Source organism: Stenotrophomonas sp. GD03819 (assembly GCF_029841665.1).
Classification (GTDB): domain Bacteria; phylum Pseudomonadota; class Gammaproteobacteria; order Xanthomonadales; family Xanthomonadaceae; genus Stenotrophomonas; species Stenotrophomonas geniculata.
The window spans coordinates 43057-58852 of record NZ_JAOCEW010000014.1 but is presented as its reverse complement, the minus strand read 5'-3'; the positions used below and the strand labels follow the sequence as shown (position 1 = coordinate 58852).

Below are 15796 nucleotides of genomic sequence, written 5' to 3'. Positions count from 1 at the left end.
CGTGTTAGGTTCGATGAACCACAGGCCTACACATGAACGCCACTGTAACGCCTGAATGGAATCAGCATGCTTCAGTCAACAAGGGGATCCACTACGATGACCAAGACCCGTACACCCGGCCGCCACCCGCTGACTAGCGCTCTGCTCGTCGGCCTGCTTGCAGCGAGCTCGGCACCTGCCTTCGCGCAGGAAACCAATTCCAACCCGGTCGATCTTGACCGGGTCAGCGTGACCGGCTCGCGCATCGCGCGTACGGGCTTCGTGACATCCTCGCCGGTTACCGCCATCACCGCCGAAGAAATCCGCCAGACCGGCGCGCTGACCATCAGCGACCTGATGAACAAGATGCCGCAGCTGGCACCTTCGTTCACCCTCGGCAACTCCACTCGCTACATCGGTACCGCCGGCCTGGGCCTGATGGACCTGCGCGGCATGGGCTACGACCGTACCCTGGTGCTGGTCAACGGCCGTCGCCATGTCGGTGCCAATCCCGGCAGCACCGCGGTCGACGTCAACACCATCCCGGTGGAGTGGATCGAGCGCGTTGAAGTCATCACCGGCGGCGCATCGGCCATCTATGGCGCCGACGCCGTGGCCGGCGTGGTCAACTTCATCATGAAGAAGAACTACGAGGGCTTCGAGGCCCGCGCGCAGAAGGGTATTGCGGGCGAAGGCGGCTTCAATCGCGGCTTCGTGTCGGCTACCGCGGGCACCAATTTCGCCGACGGCCGAGGCAATGTCGCCGTGGCAGTCGAGTACAGCCAGCAGGATCGTTTCGGCCGTGGCGACCGTTCGATCGGTAAACGCTACGACGTGACCGTGCCCAATCCGAATTTCGATCGCACCAAGCCGCCGAGCGAGAGCAACCCGCAGACCGTCCTGGCCCGCCCGGGCGGCAACTACTCCACCTCCTACGGCGGTTCGTTCCAAGCCGGTGGCACGTTCGATTTCACCAAGCCCAACACCTACCAGTACCGCTATCACTTCAATCCGGATGGCAGCTTCAGCCGCAACCGTTTCGATGGGCCAGTGGTCAGCCCTTCCTCGTGCGTCAACTGTGACTTCACCGATCTGAACGCTGTTGCCGACCTGCAGCCGAAGTTCGACCGCCTGAGCGTCAACACCGTCGCCCACTTCGACCTGAACGACAAGCACCGCCTGTTCTTCGAAGGCAAGTACACCAAGACGGAATCGACCTTCTTCGGCCAGCCCGCTTTCGACAACACCATCCGCATCCGTCGCGACAATGCTTTCATCAGCCCTGAGCTGGGCGCCCTGATGGATGCCAACGGTCTGACCCAGCTGCAGATAGCCCGATTCAATGTCGACGCGGGCCGCCGCGGCGAGGAAGTCAAGCGCGAGACCAAGCGCTTTGTCTTCGGCGTGGAAGGCATGTTCGGTGACAACTGGAGCTACGAGGCCTCTGGCAACTATGGCGAGACCGAGATCAACCGCGTCAACGTCAACAACCGCATCAACGAGCGCTGGCAGGCAGGTCTGGACGCAGTCCGCGATTCAAGCGGCAAGATCGTCTGCCGTGTCGACCGCGATGCCAATGCCACCAACGCCAATGCCGGTGGCCGCGCTTACAACCGCGACCTGATCGGTTCGGGCTGCATTCCCTTCAGCATCTTCGGTGATGGCGCCGTGCCGCAGAATGCGGCCGACTGGTTCAATACCCGTTCGCACTACTTCGGCAAACTGCAGCAGACCGTGTTCAGCGCGTCGGTGAGCAACAACGCGCTGTTCTCGCTGCCGGCCGGTGATGTCGGCATTGCGGCCGGCGCCGAGTACCGCAAGGAGAAGAGCCAGGAGCGTACCGATCCGCTGGCAGCCTCCGGTGCCACCTTCCTCAACGCCATCAACGGCGGTGGCGGTTCGTACAACGTCAAGGAAGTGTTCGCCGAAACCAACATCCCGCTGCTGGCCGACATCCCGGGCATCCGCCGCCTGTCGCTGGATCTGGCTGGCCGCTATTCGGACTACAACACCATCGGTTCGACCAAGACCTGGAACGTCGGCCTGGACTGGGAAGTGATCCCGTCACTGCGCGTTCGCGGTACGTTGGCCAAGGCCATCCGCGCACCCAACATCGGCGAACTGTATGACGAGCAGTCGCAGAACTTCGCGACCATCGCCGACCCCTGCAACACCAACGCCACCAATTCGAACCGTCCGGGCACCGCTGGCGATCCGGCGCTGCGCGCCGCCAACTGCGCGGCTCTGGGCATTCCGGCAAACTGGGTTGACTCGTACAGCGCCAACCGTCCAGGCGTCAGCGGCGGCAATCCGAACCTGAAGCCGGAGCGCGCCGAGTCCACCTCGATTGGTTTCGTCTGGCAGCCGGAGTTCTTCGAAGGCTTCGGCATGTCGGTCGACTACTGGCGTATCACCCTGAAGGACGCTATCGGTGCGGTCAACGCCCAAACCCTGGCAACCCGCTGTGTCGATTCGCCGGGGGGCATCAACAACGCCTTCTGCGGCAACATCAAGCGCGCGCCGGTGGGCGGTGCGGTCGGTGCGAACGGTGCTGAGTTCCCGGCATACAGCATCTACGACTGGACTGCGATCGCAGAGAACCTGGCCAAGAGCCGTCGTACCGGCATCGACCTGGAAATGAACTACGACTTCGGCATGTTTGGTGGCCACACCAACCTGCGCCTGGTCGGCACCCGCCTGCTGGAATCGCGTGAGTGGGAGTTCCAGGACTTCCCGAACGAATACAAGGAACGTTCGAACTACGTGACCAACCCGCGCTGGCGTGGCCAGTTCACCGCCAAGTACACGCTGGGCAACTTCCGCGCCAGCTGGGACATGGTGTACATCCACCGCAACCTGCGCGTGTTCCCGGAGAGCTACAACAGCAATCCGGGTTCGCAGAGCCCGATCTGGAACCCGTCGTTCACCTATCACAACATGCAGGTCGGCTACAAAATGGCTGACTCCGGCGTAGAGGTGTACCTGGGCGTGGACAACGTGTTCGACAAGGATCCGCCGGTCAACTACTTCGGCGCGGACCTGGGCTCGGCGTACTACGACAACGTCGGCCGCTTCATGTACATGGGCGTCAACTACAAGTTCTGATCCATCCACACTTGCAGCACCCCGACAGACCCGGCTTTTGCCGGGTCTGTCTTTTCCGGGCCACGAAACGGCCCCCTTGCGCCCGGCCATGACCTTCGACACCCTTGCAGGGCAGGCCGGCGGCGTATCGTTCGGCCCACGGCCGTCCCCGCGGCCCTTCCCTGACTCACTCGGCCTGGAGGCCATCAAAGTGACCCGTACTCCCAAGATCGTGCTGCTGACCCTGGCCGTTTCGGCCGCGCTGGTCGGCTGCGGCAAGAACGAAACCCCGGCCAAGGACGCCACCGCCTCCACGCCGGCTGCGGCCGAAGCCACCCAGTACACCCTGGACGAGAGCAAGCTGCCGGCCTACAACGCCTTCCAGCCCAGCGATCTGGATACCAGCAAGGACGCCTGCGGCGCCTTCGGCGACTACGTCAACAGCAAGTGGCTGGCCGCCAATGAAATTCCGGGCGACCGCACCAGCTGGGGCGCGTTCACCATCCTCGACGAGCGTTCGGTGGCCGTGCAGCACCAGCTGGCTGAACAGGTCGCGCAGGTCAAGAACCCGAACCACATCGAGAAGATCGTCGGCGACCTGTGGGCCACCGGCATGGACGAGGCCAAGATCAATGCCCAGGGCATCGAGCCGCTGAAGGCCGACCTGACGGCGATCGACGGCCTGCAGGACAAGGCGGCCATCGCCGACTACCTGCGCAGCAGCGCGGCCAAGGGTGACAACGTCCTGTTTGGCTTCGGCGCCGAAGCCGACTTCAAGAACTCGGCCGTCAACCTGGCCTACGCCAGCCAGGGCGGCCTCGGCCTGCCGGACAGCACCTACTACACCGATGCCAAGAACGCCGACAAGCTGAAGGCCTACCAGGCGCACGTCGCCAAGGTGCTGGAGCTGTCCGGCGTCGCCGCTGCCGACGCTGCCAAGCAGGCCGAGGACGTGGTCAAGTTCGAGACCCGCCTGGCCAAGGCCTCCAAGTCGCGCGTCGAGCTGTCGCGCAACGTCGAGCTGTACTACAACCCGGTCACCCTGGCCGACGCCGACAAGCTGACCCCGAACTTCAGCTGGACCGAGTTCTTCAAGTCGCAGGGCGTGGCCGCACCGAAGAAGTTCTCGCTGGCGATGCCGGCCTTCCATGAGGAAGTGAGCAAGGCACTGGGCGACACAGATCCGTCGGTGTGGCGTGCCTACCTGCGCTTCCACACCGTGGACAGCGCCTCGCCGTATCTGGCCGACGCCTTCGTGCAGGAGAACTACGAGTTCTACGGCAAGACCCTCAACGGCCAGAAGGAACAGAAGCCGCGCTGGAAGCGCGTGCTGGGCACCATCGAGAACGATGCCGGCGAAGCCTTCGGCCAGCTGTACGTGAAGGTTGCCTTCTCGCCGGAAGCCAAGGCGAAGATGGAAGAGCTGGTGAAGAACCTGGCCGCCTCGCTGAAGGAACGCATCCAGGGCCTGAGCTGGATGAGCGATGAAACCAAGGCCAAGGCCATCGCCAAGTGGGAAACCTTCACCCCGAAGATCGGTTACCCGGACAAGTGGCGTGACTGGGCGGGCCTGCAGACCCAGCGCGACAGCTACCTGGGCAATGTGCGCGCTGCCAGCGAGTTCAACTACAAGTTCAACCTGTCCAAGATCGGCAAGCCGGTGGACAAGACCGAGTGGGGCATGACCCCGCAGACGGTCAACGCCTACTACAACCCGCTGCAGAACGAGATCGTGTTCCCGGCCGCCATCCTGCAGCCGCCGTTCTTTGACCCGAAGGCCGATGACGCGCTGAACTACGGCGGCATCGGTGCGGTGATCGGCCACGAGATGACCCACGGTTACGACGACCAGGGCGCACGCTTCGGGCCGACCGGCAACATGGAAGACTGGTGGACCGCCGCTGACAAGAAGAACTTCGAAGGCCTGACCGGCAAGCTGGTCAAGCAGTTCGACCAGTACAAGGTCGACGGCCAGGCCGTGAACGGCCACCTGACCCTGGGCGAGAACATCGCCGACCTGGGTGGCCTGGCTACCGCCTACGACGCGCTGCAGAAGGCCTCCGCCGGCAAGGAAGATGCAAAGGTCGATGGCTTCACCCGTGACCAGCGCTTCTTCTTCAACTGGGCTACCGTGTGGCGCACCAAGTACACCCCGGAAAACGCCAAGGTCCGCCTCGCGACCGACCCGCACGCGCCGGCGCAGTTCCGCGCCATGGGTGCGCCGTCGAACCTGCCGACCTTCGCCGCCGCATTCCAGTGCAAGGCCGGTTCGCCGATGGCCCGCACTGGCGAGCAGCAGGTGGTGATCTGGTAAGCCACGGCTGACGCCAAGGCAGACCTGCAAAGGCCCGGGAATTCCCGGGCCTTTGTTTTTCTGGGGTGTCTTTCATCCACGCATGGCGTGGATCTACTGATCCCGGCGCTCCCCGGTAGCTGCCGACCTTGGTCGGCGAATGCACCGCGACGCGTGCATGCCGCGTCGATGCCCGGCTTGCTATAGTGCGCGCGCCCTCAATCCATCACGGATTCGTTCCACATGCCCAACTTCCGTCCGCTTGCCATCGCCCTGGGCATCAGCCTGGCGACCCTGGTCCCGACCCACGACGCGTTCGCTGCCAAGAAAAAGGCCGCGCGTGCCCCGGCTGTCAGTGCCCAGTGCAGCGACTTCTATGACGCCACCAATGCAGGCTGGCTGAAGGCCAACCCGGTGCCGCAGACCGGCGCCACCACCGCGCTGGGCCAGCTTGTCGACCGCAGCCGCCAGCAGCAGCGTGAACTGCTCGACGCCGCGATGAAGGCGCCGCAGGGCAACGTGCAGAAACTGCTGGGTGACTTCTGGGCCAGCGGCCTGGACGAAGCCGCCGTGGAAGCAGACGGCTCCAACCCGATCGCCCCGCTGCTGACCCGCATCAATGCCATCAAGAAGGCCAAGGATGTGCCGGCCTCGATCGCCGCACTGCACCAGGTCGGCATCCCGGTGGCATTCAACTTCGGCCCGGACGTGGACCTGAAGGCGCTGGACCGCCACATCGGCTACTTCATGCAGGGCGGCATGGGCCTGCCGGACCCGGCGTTCTATACCCGCAGCGACGCCGACACCGTGGCGCTGATGGGCCGCTACCGCAACTACGTCAAGCAGATCCTGGCGCTGACCGGCACCCCGGCTGCCAAGCTGGATGCCGAGTCGCAGGCGGTGATCGCGCTGGAAACCGAGCTGGCACGCAATGCGCAGTCGCTGGCCGGCATCAACAACCCGTTCAACAACTACGCGCCGATCTCCACCAAGGAGCTCAACAGCCGCTACCGCAACCTGCAGCTGGATGCCTTCCTGAAGGCACAGGGCGTGGATGACGACCTGGTCTCGCTGGCCGACCCGGGCCTGTTCAAGCAGCTCGACGGCATGGTCACCAAGCTCAAGCCGGACCAGTGGAAGGCCTACCTGCGCTGGCGCGTGGGCGACTCGATGGCACCGTACCTGTCCAAGGCCTATCGCGACGCCGAGTTCGAATTCCGCGGCCGCGTGCTGCGTGGCGAAACCCTGCCGCCGCAGCGCTGGGAAGATGTGCTGGAGGCGATCAACGTGGCCGCCGGCCCGATGGTCGGTCGCGAGTACGCTGCCCGTTACCTGTCCGCCGAAGATCGCCGCCAGGCGGCGTGGATCGTCGACAAGGTGCGCGAAGTGCAGATCGAGGCGGTCAAGAACAGCAGCTGGATGAGCGCCGAAGCCAAGACCGAAGCGCAGGCCAAGCTGGCCGCGCTGAAGATCGAGATCGGCACCCCGCTGCGCGACCTCGACTACAGCGTGCAACCGATGGGCCGCGGCTCGTTCGGCGGCAACATGCTGATTGCTTCGACCTGGCGCCATCGCGAAGAAATGAAGCGCATCGGCAAGGGCAACGCCGACCGTCGCTGGGACGTGCTGCCGCAGCAGCCGTCGCTGGCCTACGACCTGGCGCAGAACCGCCTGATCGTCACCGCCGCGATCCTGCAGGGCCCGGTGTTCAACGCCAAGGCCGATGCTGCCGACAAGTTCGGCAGCTTCGGTGGCCTGGTCGGCCATGAGCTGACCCGCGCGATCGATGCCAAGGGCGCGCTGGTCGACGCCAAGGGCGAGCTGCGCAGCTGGTGGACCCCGGCCGACAAGACCGCTTGGACCCTGCTCGGCAGCCGCGTGGCCGCGCAGTACAGCGCCTACGACTTCCCGGGCGTGAAGGGTGCCAAGGTCAACGGCACGCTCACCCAGGAAGAGAACCTGGCCGACATCGCTGGCCTGGAACTGGCCTGGGCGGCGTATGTCGCGCAGGAGCCGAAGGCCAAGCAGGCCCAGCAGCAGGGCTTCTTCCGCGCCTGGTCTGCGCTGTGGGCGCAGCAGCTGGCGCCGAACGAGGCCGTGCGCCGCCTGACCGCCGACATCCGCGCACCGGGCCTGTGGCGCAGCAACGGCACGCTGGCCAACCTGCCGGCCTTCGGTGCTACTTTCAGCTGCAAGGCCGGCCAGCCGATGCAGCGCAGCGAAGCGGAACAGATCAAGGTCTGGCGCTGATCATGCGGTTGTAGCGGCTGACCCGTCCTGCCATAGGTTGACACCTATGGGGTGGATGATCTGGCCGCCCTCAGGCGGCCAAAGACGCCCGATGCACCGCATTGGGCGTCTGCATTTTAAGGGACAGATGGGGTCGCTCCGCGTTATAGACCTCCACTGCCTCAGCCACCATCTGCCGGGCCTGTCCCAAGGTCCCGTGGGCGACGAAGCAGAAATTCTCCTTTGAGTATCCCGTTGATCCGCTCCGCCAGCGCCTTTTTGTAGGTCAGTTCCCCGCGCTCCACCTGGTCGACCACCGACAGCTTGAAGGCCAGCGAATAGTCCCGTTGGCTGCGCCTGATTGTTGATTTCATTGAACATTCCTTTTCCGTAGGGAAGAGGTGTCAACCCAATTCAGGACGGGTCAGGCAACAGGAAAAGGGCGCCTTCAGGGCGCCCTTTTCCTGTGACAGTCACTCCAAAAAAAGGACCCCGGCAATGCCGGGGTCCCATTCATCTCATGGAGAGGTCGACACGCGACTACGATCAGAAGTCGTACGACGCACTGACACGGACCGAACGCGGTGCGCTGAAGTACGTGCCCATACCGTAGGTGTTCGACACAGTGTAGGGGGCATCCCCATATACCGCATCGGTCTGCACGGCACGACGCTGATTGAGCACATTGAAGACATCCAGACCGAATGCCAACTTGTGATCGGCAAACGCAGGGCGATACATCACCCCCAGATCCACGCGCGTGGTCCATGGCGTACGGCCGGCGTCACCCGGACGCGAAGGCGTGCCACCACAGTAGTGATACGCTGCATCGTAACCCAGAGGATCGCTTTCATCGGTGCCGTAGTAGCCCAGGCAGCTCTTCGGCATTCCAGACATGATACGCAGGGTCGCCGACGCTGACCACTCGTCATTGAACATGTATGCACCGTAGCCCTTCAGCTGGTGGCGTCGGTCGTTGGCGAGGTACCCGCCCGCGTATTCCATCAACGCCCCGGCGTCCCAGTCCTGCGTCTTGGATACATCATCCTGTCCGATGTCCGACTTCACCTGGCCCTCGGTATTGCCGAAGTTGCGCGACCAAGTGTAGTCCAGGCGGCCATACCACTTGTCACTCAGCGGGTGTTCGATGAACAGGTCCACAGCAATGTAGTCGCGCTTGGCCTTCTTGTTCCCGAAACCCCAGTCTGCCGAACTCATCCGTACCGGCGTATAGCCCGAGCCATCGGCATGCTTGAGCATGATCGTGTTCGTCTTGCCGGGATTGAAGATCACGCAACCCGGGATCACCAGATCGCTCGAATCAACGCCCATCGCGTCCAGCTTGTCGATGATGCGGTCCGAGTCACAGGTGTCGTCGATGGCCGACTGCAGGCGGCGATAGGTGAATTTGGCACCGGAGTTCCAGCGCTCACCCAGCGTCTTCTCGAAACCAAGAATGAGTTCGTCCTGATACTGCGACTTCAGGTCTGTTGGAGCTACCGACAGCGGATCCGGGGTCTGGCCATACTCGTTGTTGGACGACACCGGACCCGGGCCAAGCGCGGTGAGGCCCGTCGGAACACCGTTCTCATCAATGCCGTTGTAGGCAAAGTACTCGCGAGTGAAGGTCGATGCTGAAGCACCGCGAATAGCCACACTGTTCGGAAGTGCCAGGTAGTAGCGGCCGAGATTGGCAAACAACTTCAGCGACGAATCGCCGAACACGTCCCAGCTTGCACCAAGGCGCGGCGCCCACTGATCGCCACTCTCCACATAAGGCCTGGCATCACTGTTGTAGTTGGTGAACTTGTCGTTGCGCACGCCGATGGTCAGCAGCCAGTTCGGCGTGACTTGCCAGCGATCCTCCAGATAGTAGGCCTTCTGCTTGACCGACATGCTGGTGGTGGTGGAGAAGATGTACTTCTGCACGAAGTAGCCATCACCCGGCGGTGGCGCGATGTCAAAGCGCGGGCTCGGCGATTCGCCGGGCTCGACGCGTCCATAGATCCACGCGTAGCCGGGGCCCGTGACCTTCTGGCCTTCGTTGTGCCCCTGGTAGTACATGTTGTCGATACCACCGGTCAGCTCGTGGTCACCGATCCGATACTGCAGATCCAGTCGCAAGCCACGCGTCTTGCTGCCCGCATCTGCAGCCTTTTCATAGAGCTCAGGCTGGCTGTTGCGGATCGGACGTCCGCCCGTGATGGCGGGGTCCTGGTTACCCGGGGCACTGAGATAGGGGATACCGGACGAGGCCGGGTTGGATTCCAGGTTGCTCTGCTTGCTGCGTCCCCAGACCGCACTGAGGGTCAGGTCATCAGTCAGGTAGCCGGTGTACTTGAAAATATCGAAATCGTCCTTGACCTTCGTGGTATTCGGGAAGGTCCCGGTGCGATCGCCTTCGGTCAGGTCGTCGTACTCGAACGACCGGTAGTAGCCACCAGTGCGATCGGTGTTCTGCACACGGGTGTACTCAAGGGTATTGCTGTCGTTTATGTTCCAGTCGATCTTGCCGTAGAACTTCGGCGTGTCGATCGTGTAGTGGTTGCGAACCTGTTGCGAGGCCGCAGCACTGTTCGTCGACACGCCTTCCGTACGGTCCTTCTCGGCGGCCAAGTGGATGAACAGGCGATCCTCGATCAACGGGCCGCTGGCATAACCGCTGTACGTGGTGCGAGTCGCGGCATCGTCCTTACGATAGCGATAGAGGCTGCCACGCAGCGAATCCTTGGTATAGGCGTAGCCTGCGGGCAACTCGCGGTCCGGATACATCACCGTCGCCGCGGAGGCAGCCAACGAGTCGGGTGCCCACGTTGCCTGCACACCAAAATGCCATTCGTTGGTACCGCGCTTGCCCAGCTGATTGATCACGCCACCGGTAGATCGACCATAGCCGGCACCGTAGCCGCCCATGTAGGTTTCCTGCTGGTCGATCGAACCATAGGGCAGGCTGACACCACCGAGGTTGCTCAGCGGGTTGGACGCGTTGAAGCCGTTGAGGTAGTAGGCGTTCTCGGTAACGCTGGAGCCACCGAACGACAACACCGACCGCGAACCGTTGGTGAATGATCCACTGCCAGACACCACGCCCGGCGCCAGCAGCGCAATGGCTTCAGCGCTACGGCCCAGGGGCAGCACGTCGAGTTGCTCGGAGGTGATCACCGACTTGGAGACCGTGTTGCTGACGTCGATCTTCGGCACGTTGGCCGCAACCACGTTCACAGTGCCAAGCGTAGTCGCGCCGGCCGCACCGCCGCCAAACGACACCTCGGTACCGCCGCCGACCCTCAGCAGCACGTTCTCGCGACGCTCGACGATCTGGCCATCGCGCTGCTGGGTAATGGTGTACTTGCCTACCGGCAACGAACCGAGGTTGTAGCGTCCACTGCTGTCGACCGTCGCTGATCGGGTCAGGCCGGTGTCGCTCTGCACGACAATGGTGGTGCCGGCGGGGGCACTGCCGAACAGCGAGCCGGTGGTGCTCTGCGCGGCGGCTGCGCCAATGAATGAGGTCAGGACGACTGCGAGGGCGGTGCGCTTCAACCGTGCAACGTTGGTGCGGCTGGTCATGAAGTTTCCTTGATTCAGTGAGATCAGGCGTCTGTGGCAATTGCGCTGCAGCAAAGCGAAGGCCTTACGACAACTGAACCCGATCTTAATTTCATCAATCACGCATCCGCAACGGCAGATGAACAAATGTAACCATTTGATCTTGAAAGACAAATTTCGACACAATAGTGAAAATAATCCACTTTTAATTTATCTTTCAGTCACTTGCAGCCATCTCCGGCCCTTCCCTGACGCGTCTTTACGTGCGAGTGTCAGCAGATGCCGGATTAACGGTCGACGTGCTATCGCTGGTATCTCCCCCGCTGCGGAGCCCACGCTGATGGCACACAAGAACACGATCTGTGTCTGGTACGACAACGGCGCGCTCGAGGCCGCCACCTTCTATGCCAGTATCCTGCCCGACAGCGCGGTCACCGCCGTGCATCACGCACCCGGCGACTACCCCGACGGCAAGGAAGGCAACGTTCTGACCGTCGAATTCACCGTCTGCGGCATCCCCTGCGTCGGCCTCAACGGCGGCACCGCGTTCAAGCACAACGAAGCCTTCTCCTTCCAGATCCAGACCGAGGACCAGGCCGAGACCGACCGCCTGTGGAACGCGATCGTGGGCAATGGCGGCCAGGAGAGCCAATGCGGCTGGTGCAAGGACCGCTGGGGCATCTCCTGGCAGATCAGCCCGCGCATGTTGATCGAAGCGGTGACCAGCAAGGACAAGGCACTGGCCAAGCGCGCCTTCAACGCGATGATGCCGATGAAGAAGATCGACATCGCCACCATCGAAGCAGCGATCAAAAAAGGGGACGGAGGGGATTAAGTCGTTTTTCCCCATTGCCGGTGACCCCATGCGAATTGCGACTTGATCCCCTCCGTCCCCTTTTCCCGAGGTGCTGATGTCCTGGGATGCAATCATCATCGGCGGTGGCCACAACGGGTTGGTCTGTGCAGCCTATCTGGCACGCGCCGGCAGGCAGGTGCTGGTGCTCGAACGGCGTGGTGTGCTCGGCGGCGCCGCGGTCACCGAGGAGTTCCATCCCGGCTTCCGCAACTCGGTGGCGTCGTACACGGTGTCATTGCTGCAGCCGAAGGTGATCGACGACCTGCAGCTGCATGCGCATGGGCTGCGCATCGTCGCGCGCCCCGTCAACAACTTCCTGCCATTGCCGGACGGCCGCCACCTGTTGTCGGCGCCCGGCCGCACCCAAGCCGAGGTGGCGAAATTTTCCGAGCGGGATGCACAGCGCCTGCCCGCATATGAAGCGCGACTGGAGATTTTCGCCGACGTGCTGCGTGCGTGGGCCCTGCGTACACCACCGGACCTGGGCGTGGCGGGTGGTTGGCGCGCACTATCCGCGCTGTGGCAGATGGGAAAGCTCGGCCGCGAACTGGCGGCGTTGGATGCACCACTGCGACAGGAGCTGCTGGACCTGTTCACGCTGTCAGCGGCGGAGTACCTGGACCGCTGGTTCGAGAGCGAGCCGATCAAGGCGCTGTTCGGCTTCGATGGCATCGTCGGCAACTACGCCAGTCCGTACACGCCGGGCAGTGCCTACGTGTTGCTGCATCACGTGTTCGGCCAGTGCAATGGCGTGAAAGGTGCGTGGGGCCATGCGATCGGTGGCATGGGCGCGATCAGCCAGGCCATCGCCGCCGCTGCACGCGAGGCCGGTGCGGAACTGCGCGTGGATGCCGGCGTGCAACGGGTACTGACCGAACAGGGCCGCGCCGTGGGGGTGGAACTGGCCAACGGCGAAACCCTGCGTGCACGCGCGGTGGTCGCCAACGTCAATCCGAAGCTGCTGTACGAACAGCTGCTGGAGCCGGCGCAGGTACCGGCTGCCACACGTGAGCGCATGGCGCAGTGGCGCTGTGGCTCGGGTACCTTCCGGATGAACGTGGCGCTGTCGCGGCTGCCGGACTTCCGCGCCCTGCCCGGCCCCGGCCCGCACCTGAGCGCGGGCATCATCCTGGCCCCCAGCCTGGACTACATGGATCGCGCGTGGCTGGATGCGCGGCGCGACGGCTGGTCGCGCGAACCGATCGTGGAGATGCTGATTCCCAGCACACTGGATGACTCACTGGCGCCAGCGGGGCAGCACGTCGCCAGCCTGTTCTGCCAGCACGTGGCGCCGGTGCTGCCCGACGGGCGTCACTGGGATGATCGTCGTGAAGCAGTGGCCGATCTGATGATCGCCACCGTTGAGCGGTATGCACCGGGTTTCGCTGACAGCGTGCTGGGCCGCCAGGTCCTGTCACCGCTGGATCTGGAGCGCACGTTCGGGCTGATCGGGGGCGACATCTTCCACGGTGCGCTCAGTGCCAACCAGTTGTTCTCGGCACGGCCGATGGTTGGCCAGGCCGGCTATCGCGGTGCCCTGCCCGGGTTGTATCTATGCGGGTCGGGTACCCATCCCGGTGGTGGCGTGACCGGCGCGCCAGGTCACAATGCGGCGCAGGTGGTGTTGCAGGATCTCTGAAGGCGTGCCGACCAACGGTCGGCACCTACCGCGTCAAATGATCCTGGCCAAGGTGTGCCAACCAAAGTTGGCACCTACCCGCGTGAAGCGAGGCGCATCGCGCCTCACTTCACGCTGCGCAGATGGTTCGGGCGCTTCGGCGGGCCGGGCGGGCCGGGCGGGCGACGCTTGTTGAATGGCGGCTGCCCGCGCCAGTAGCGGATCAGCAGCCAACCGAACAGCATGCCGCCCAGATGCGCGAAGTGGGCCACGCCCGGCTGCCAGCCGGTCATGCCCAGCACCAGCTCACCCACACCGAACAGGATCACGAAGGTCCGTGCCTTCATCGGGATCGGCGGGAACAGCAGCATCACCCGCTGGTTCGGGAACAGCATGCCGTAGGCCAGCAGCAGGCCGAACACGCCGCCGGAGGCGCCCAGCACCGTGGCCGGATTCTCCAGCAGGGTACCCACCAGCAGCTGGCAGACACCGGCGCCAGCCACGCACACCAGGTAGTACAGCAGGAAGCGCTTTTCGCCCCAGGTCTGCTCCAGCGGCGCGCCGAACATGAAGACCGCCAGCATGTTGAAGAACAGGTGGCCGAAGCTGCCATGCAGGAAGCCATAGGTCAGCAGCTGCCACGGCTGGAAGTTGCCGCCCGGCGAGAACGCATCGAAGCCCTGCTGCAGCGGTTGCAGCATGAACGGCTCGAAGGTCTGCATGCCGAGCAGGAACGGCTGCTGCAGCAGGAACAGAATCGCGTTGGCGATCAGCAGGGCCTTGGTGACGGTAGGCAGTCGCGGGAACATGGGAGCACCGGCATGGAACGGCCTCCATCATAGCCGCAGCACCGTGTGTTGTTGGCGACCGGCAGGCGCAGCCTGTTCAGTCGCCAGCGGTGCTCAGCCCGGGCCCCACACGGCGGCATCCAGCGCCGCGGCCGGATCGGTGGCCGGCATCCGCACCCGGCCGTTCTCCACCACCACACCTTCGGCACGCAGCCGTTGTGACTGCTCGCGCCAACCAGCCGACCCTTCTTCCATGGCAATGCGCCCGTCCGAACGCAGCACGCGATGCCAGGGCAGGTCGGGATCGTCGTTCTGGCCGAGGATGCGCGCGGTCAAGCGCGCACGCCCCGGCAGGCCGGCACGCATCGCCACCTGGCCATAGCCCATCACCTGCCCCGCCGGGATCGCGCGGATCACCGCCAGGATGCGCGCCCGCGCCTGCTCCGGCGTCAGCGCCGCAGGCGGGTCACCAGTAGTACACCGATCAGCACCAGCACGGTGCCGGCGATCTGTGCCGGCCCCATCGGTTCGTCGAGCAGCCATAGGCTCATCACGATGGTGGAAACAGGGCCCAGCATACCGACCTGCGCGGCCAGCGACGAACCCACGCGCTGCACCGCCAGCATGATCGCCAGCACGGGCAGTACCGTGCACACGGTGGCATTGACCAGCGACAGCCATTGCACCGGCGCCGGTGCCTGCCACAGCAACGGCAGCGGATGGGTCACCGCGAAATGCAGCAGCACCAGCACGCTGGCCACGCAGCTGGCGTAGGCGGTGAGGCGCACCGCACCGATGCGCGCGACCACCTGGCCACTGCCGAACAGGTACAGCGCGTAGCTGAGCGCACTGCCCAGTACCAGCAGGCTGCCGACGATGATCTGCCCGCCCTCGCGCTGAAGATCGTGGCCGAAGGCGAGCAGCACGCCCAGATAGCTCAGCACCAGCGCACCGATCTGCCAGCGGCCCGGGCGCTGCCGTGCCAGCAGCACGTTGATCAGCAGCACCAGGGTCGGGTTCAAGTAAAGAATCAGCCGCTCCAGGGTCACGCTGATGTACTGCAGGCCCTGGAAATCGAGCAGGCTGGACAGGTAGTAGCCGGTGAAGCCCAGCCACAGCACGCGGGCGCGGTCGGCCCAGGACAGCGGCTCTGCCCGGCGCGCAGCCCACAGTGCCATCAGCACGAACAGCGGCAGCGCCATCAGCATGCGCAGGGCGAGCAACGTGGTGGCATCGACGCCGTGGCGCAGGCCGAGCTTGACGATGATGGCCTTGCCGGAGGCGGCGATGGCGCCGATCGCGGCCAGGCCGATACCCCCCAGCGCGATGCGCGGGGAAGCGGTGGCGATACGGGAAGCGGGGCTGGACATCAGGACGACGGCGGGCCGCATAGGGCGGCC

General features: G+C 64.1%; 9 protein-coding genes and 1 pseudogene. 5 read left to right on the top strand and 5 right to left on the bottom strand.

Annotated features, from left to right (window positions below; all coding sequences use genetic code 11):
• The first annotated feature begins 66 nt into the window (after positions 1-66).
• From N5D45_RS10215 to N5D45_RS10205, 3 genes are all read left to right on the top strand, one after another.
• Complete coding sequence (locus N5D45_RS10215; RefSeq protein WP_049482143.1) at positions 67-3084, top strand: TonB-dependent receptor; 3018 nt, start codon at positions 67-69, stop codon at positions 3082-3084.
• Positions 3085-3274: 190 nt separating this feature from the next.
• Positions 3275-5377 carry a M13-type metalloendopeptidase gene (locus tag N5D45_RS10210; protein WP_279938846.1) on the top strand — a complete coding sequence of 701 codons (2103 nt, stop codon included), beginning with the start codon at positions 3275-3277 and terminating at the stop codon, positions 5375-5377.
• 222 nt (positions 5378-5599) lie between these two features.
• Positions 5600-7606 carry a M13 family metallopeptidase gene (locus N5D45_RS10205; protein WP_010483006.1) on the top strand — a complete coding sequence of 669 codons (2007 nt, stop codon included), beginning with the start codon at positions 5600-5602 and terminating at the stop codon, positions 7604-7606.
• Positions 7607-7676: 70 nt separating this feature from the next.
• On the opposite strand, the pseudogene N5D45_RS10200 reads toward N5D45_RS10205, so the two are convergent.
• Together N5D45_RS10200 and N5D45_RS10195 are read right to left on the bottom strand one after the other, a co-directional pair.
• Positions 7677-7869 (bottom strand): annotated as a pseudogene (locus N5D45_RS10200) (integrase core domain-containing protein); the annotation flags it as partial.
• A gap of 262 nt (positions 7870-8131) precedes the next feature.
• Positions 8132-11155, bottom strand: coding sequence for a TonB-dependent receptor (locus N5D45_RS10195; protein ID WP_049482146.1), 3024 nt, complete (start codon positions 11153-11155; stop codon positions 8132-8134).
• Between the two features lie 319 nt (positions 11156-11474).
• On the opposite strand from N5D45_RS10195, the gene N5D45_RS10190 reads away from it, so the two are divergent.
• A complete protein-coding gene (locus tag N5D45_RS10190; protein ID WP_057503579.1) occupies positions 11475-11969 on the top strand; it encodes a VOC family protein in 495 nt (164 codons plus the stop codon).
• Between the two features lie 76 nt (positions 11970-12045).
• Entirely contained in the window at positions 12046-13629 is a 1584-nt protein-coding gene (locus N5D45_RS10185; RefSeq protein ID WP_279938844.1) for an NAD(P)/FAD-dependent oxidoreductase, read from the top strand.
• 104 nt (positions 13630-13733) lie between these two features.
• Here N5D45_RS10185 and N5D45_RS10180 read toward each other — a convergent pair whose 3' ends face one another.
• The 3 genes from N5D45_RS10180 to N5D45_RS10170 all read right to left on the bottom strand — a co-directional run bounded on the left by N5D45_RS10180 (position 13734) and on the right by N5D45_RS10170 (position 15766).
• Positions 13734-14417, bottom strand: a complete 684-nt coding sequence (locus tag N5D45_RS10180) for a rhomboid family intramembrane serine protease (protein WP_049482152.1) — start codon at positions 14415-14417, stop codon at positions 13734-13736.
• Between the two features lie 93 nt (positions 14418-14510).
• Positions 14511-14849, bottom strand: coding sequence for an MGMT family protein (locus N5D45_RS10175; protein WP_224329410.1), 339 nt, complete (start codon positions 14847-14849; stop codon positions 14511-14513).
• Positions 14846-15766 carry a DMT family transporter gene (locus N5D45_RS10170; RefSeq protein WP_029550870.1) on the bottom strand — a complete coding sequence of 307 codons (921 nt, stop codon included), beginning with the start codon at positions 15764-15766 and terminating at the stop codon, positions 14846-14848. Before N5D45_RS10170 ends, N5D45_RS10175 begins: the two co-directional genes overlap by 4 nt.
• Between the last annotated feature and the right edge of the window lie 30 nt (positions 15767-15796).

Coding starts and splice junctions, on each gene's coding strand:
- N5D45_RS10185 (WP_279938844.1), top strand. CDS start 12,046: ATGTCCTGGGATGCAATCATCATCGGCGGTGGCCACAACGGGTTGGTC.
- N5D45_RS10170 (WP_029550870.1), bottom strand. CDS start 15,766: ATGTCCAGCCCCGCTTCCCGTATCGCCACCGCTTCCCCGCGCATCGCG.
- N5D45_RS10205 (WP_010483006.1), top strand. CDS start 5,600: ATGCCCAACTTCCGTCCGCTTGCCATCGCCCTGGGCATCAGCCTGGCG.
- N5D45_RS10190 (WP_057503579.1), top strand. CDS start 11,475: ATGGCACACAAGAACACGATCTGTGTCTGGTACGACAACGGCGCGCTC.
- N5D45_RS10215 (WP_049482143.1), top strand. CDS start 67: ATGCTTCAGTCAACAAGGGGATCCACTACGATGACCAAGACCCGTACA.
- N5D45_RS10195 (WP_049482146.1), bottom strand. CDS start 11,155: ATGACCAGCCGCACCAACGTTGCACGGTTGAAGCGCACCGCCCTCGCA.
- N5D45_RS10180 (WP_049482152.1), bottom strand. CDS start 14,417: ATGTTCCCGCGACTGCCTACCGTCACCAAGGCCCTGCTGATCGCCAAC.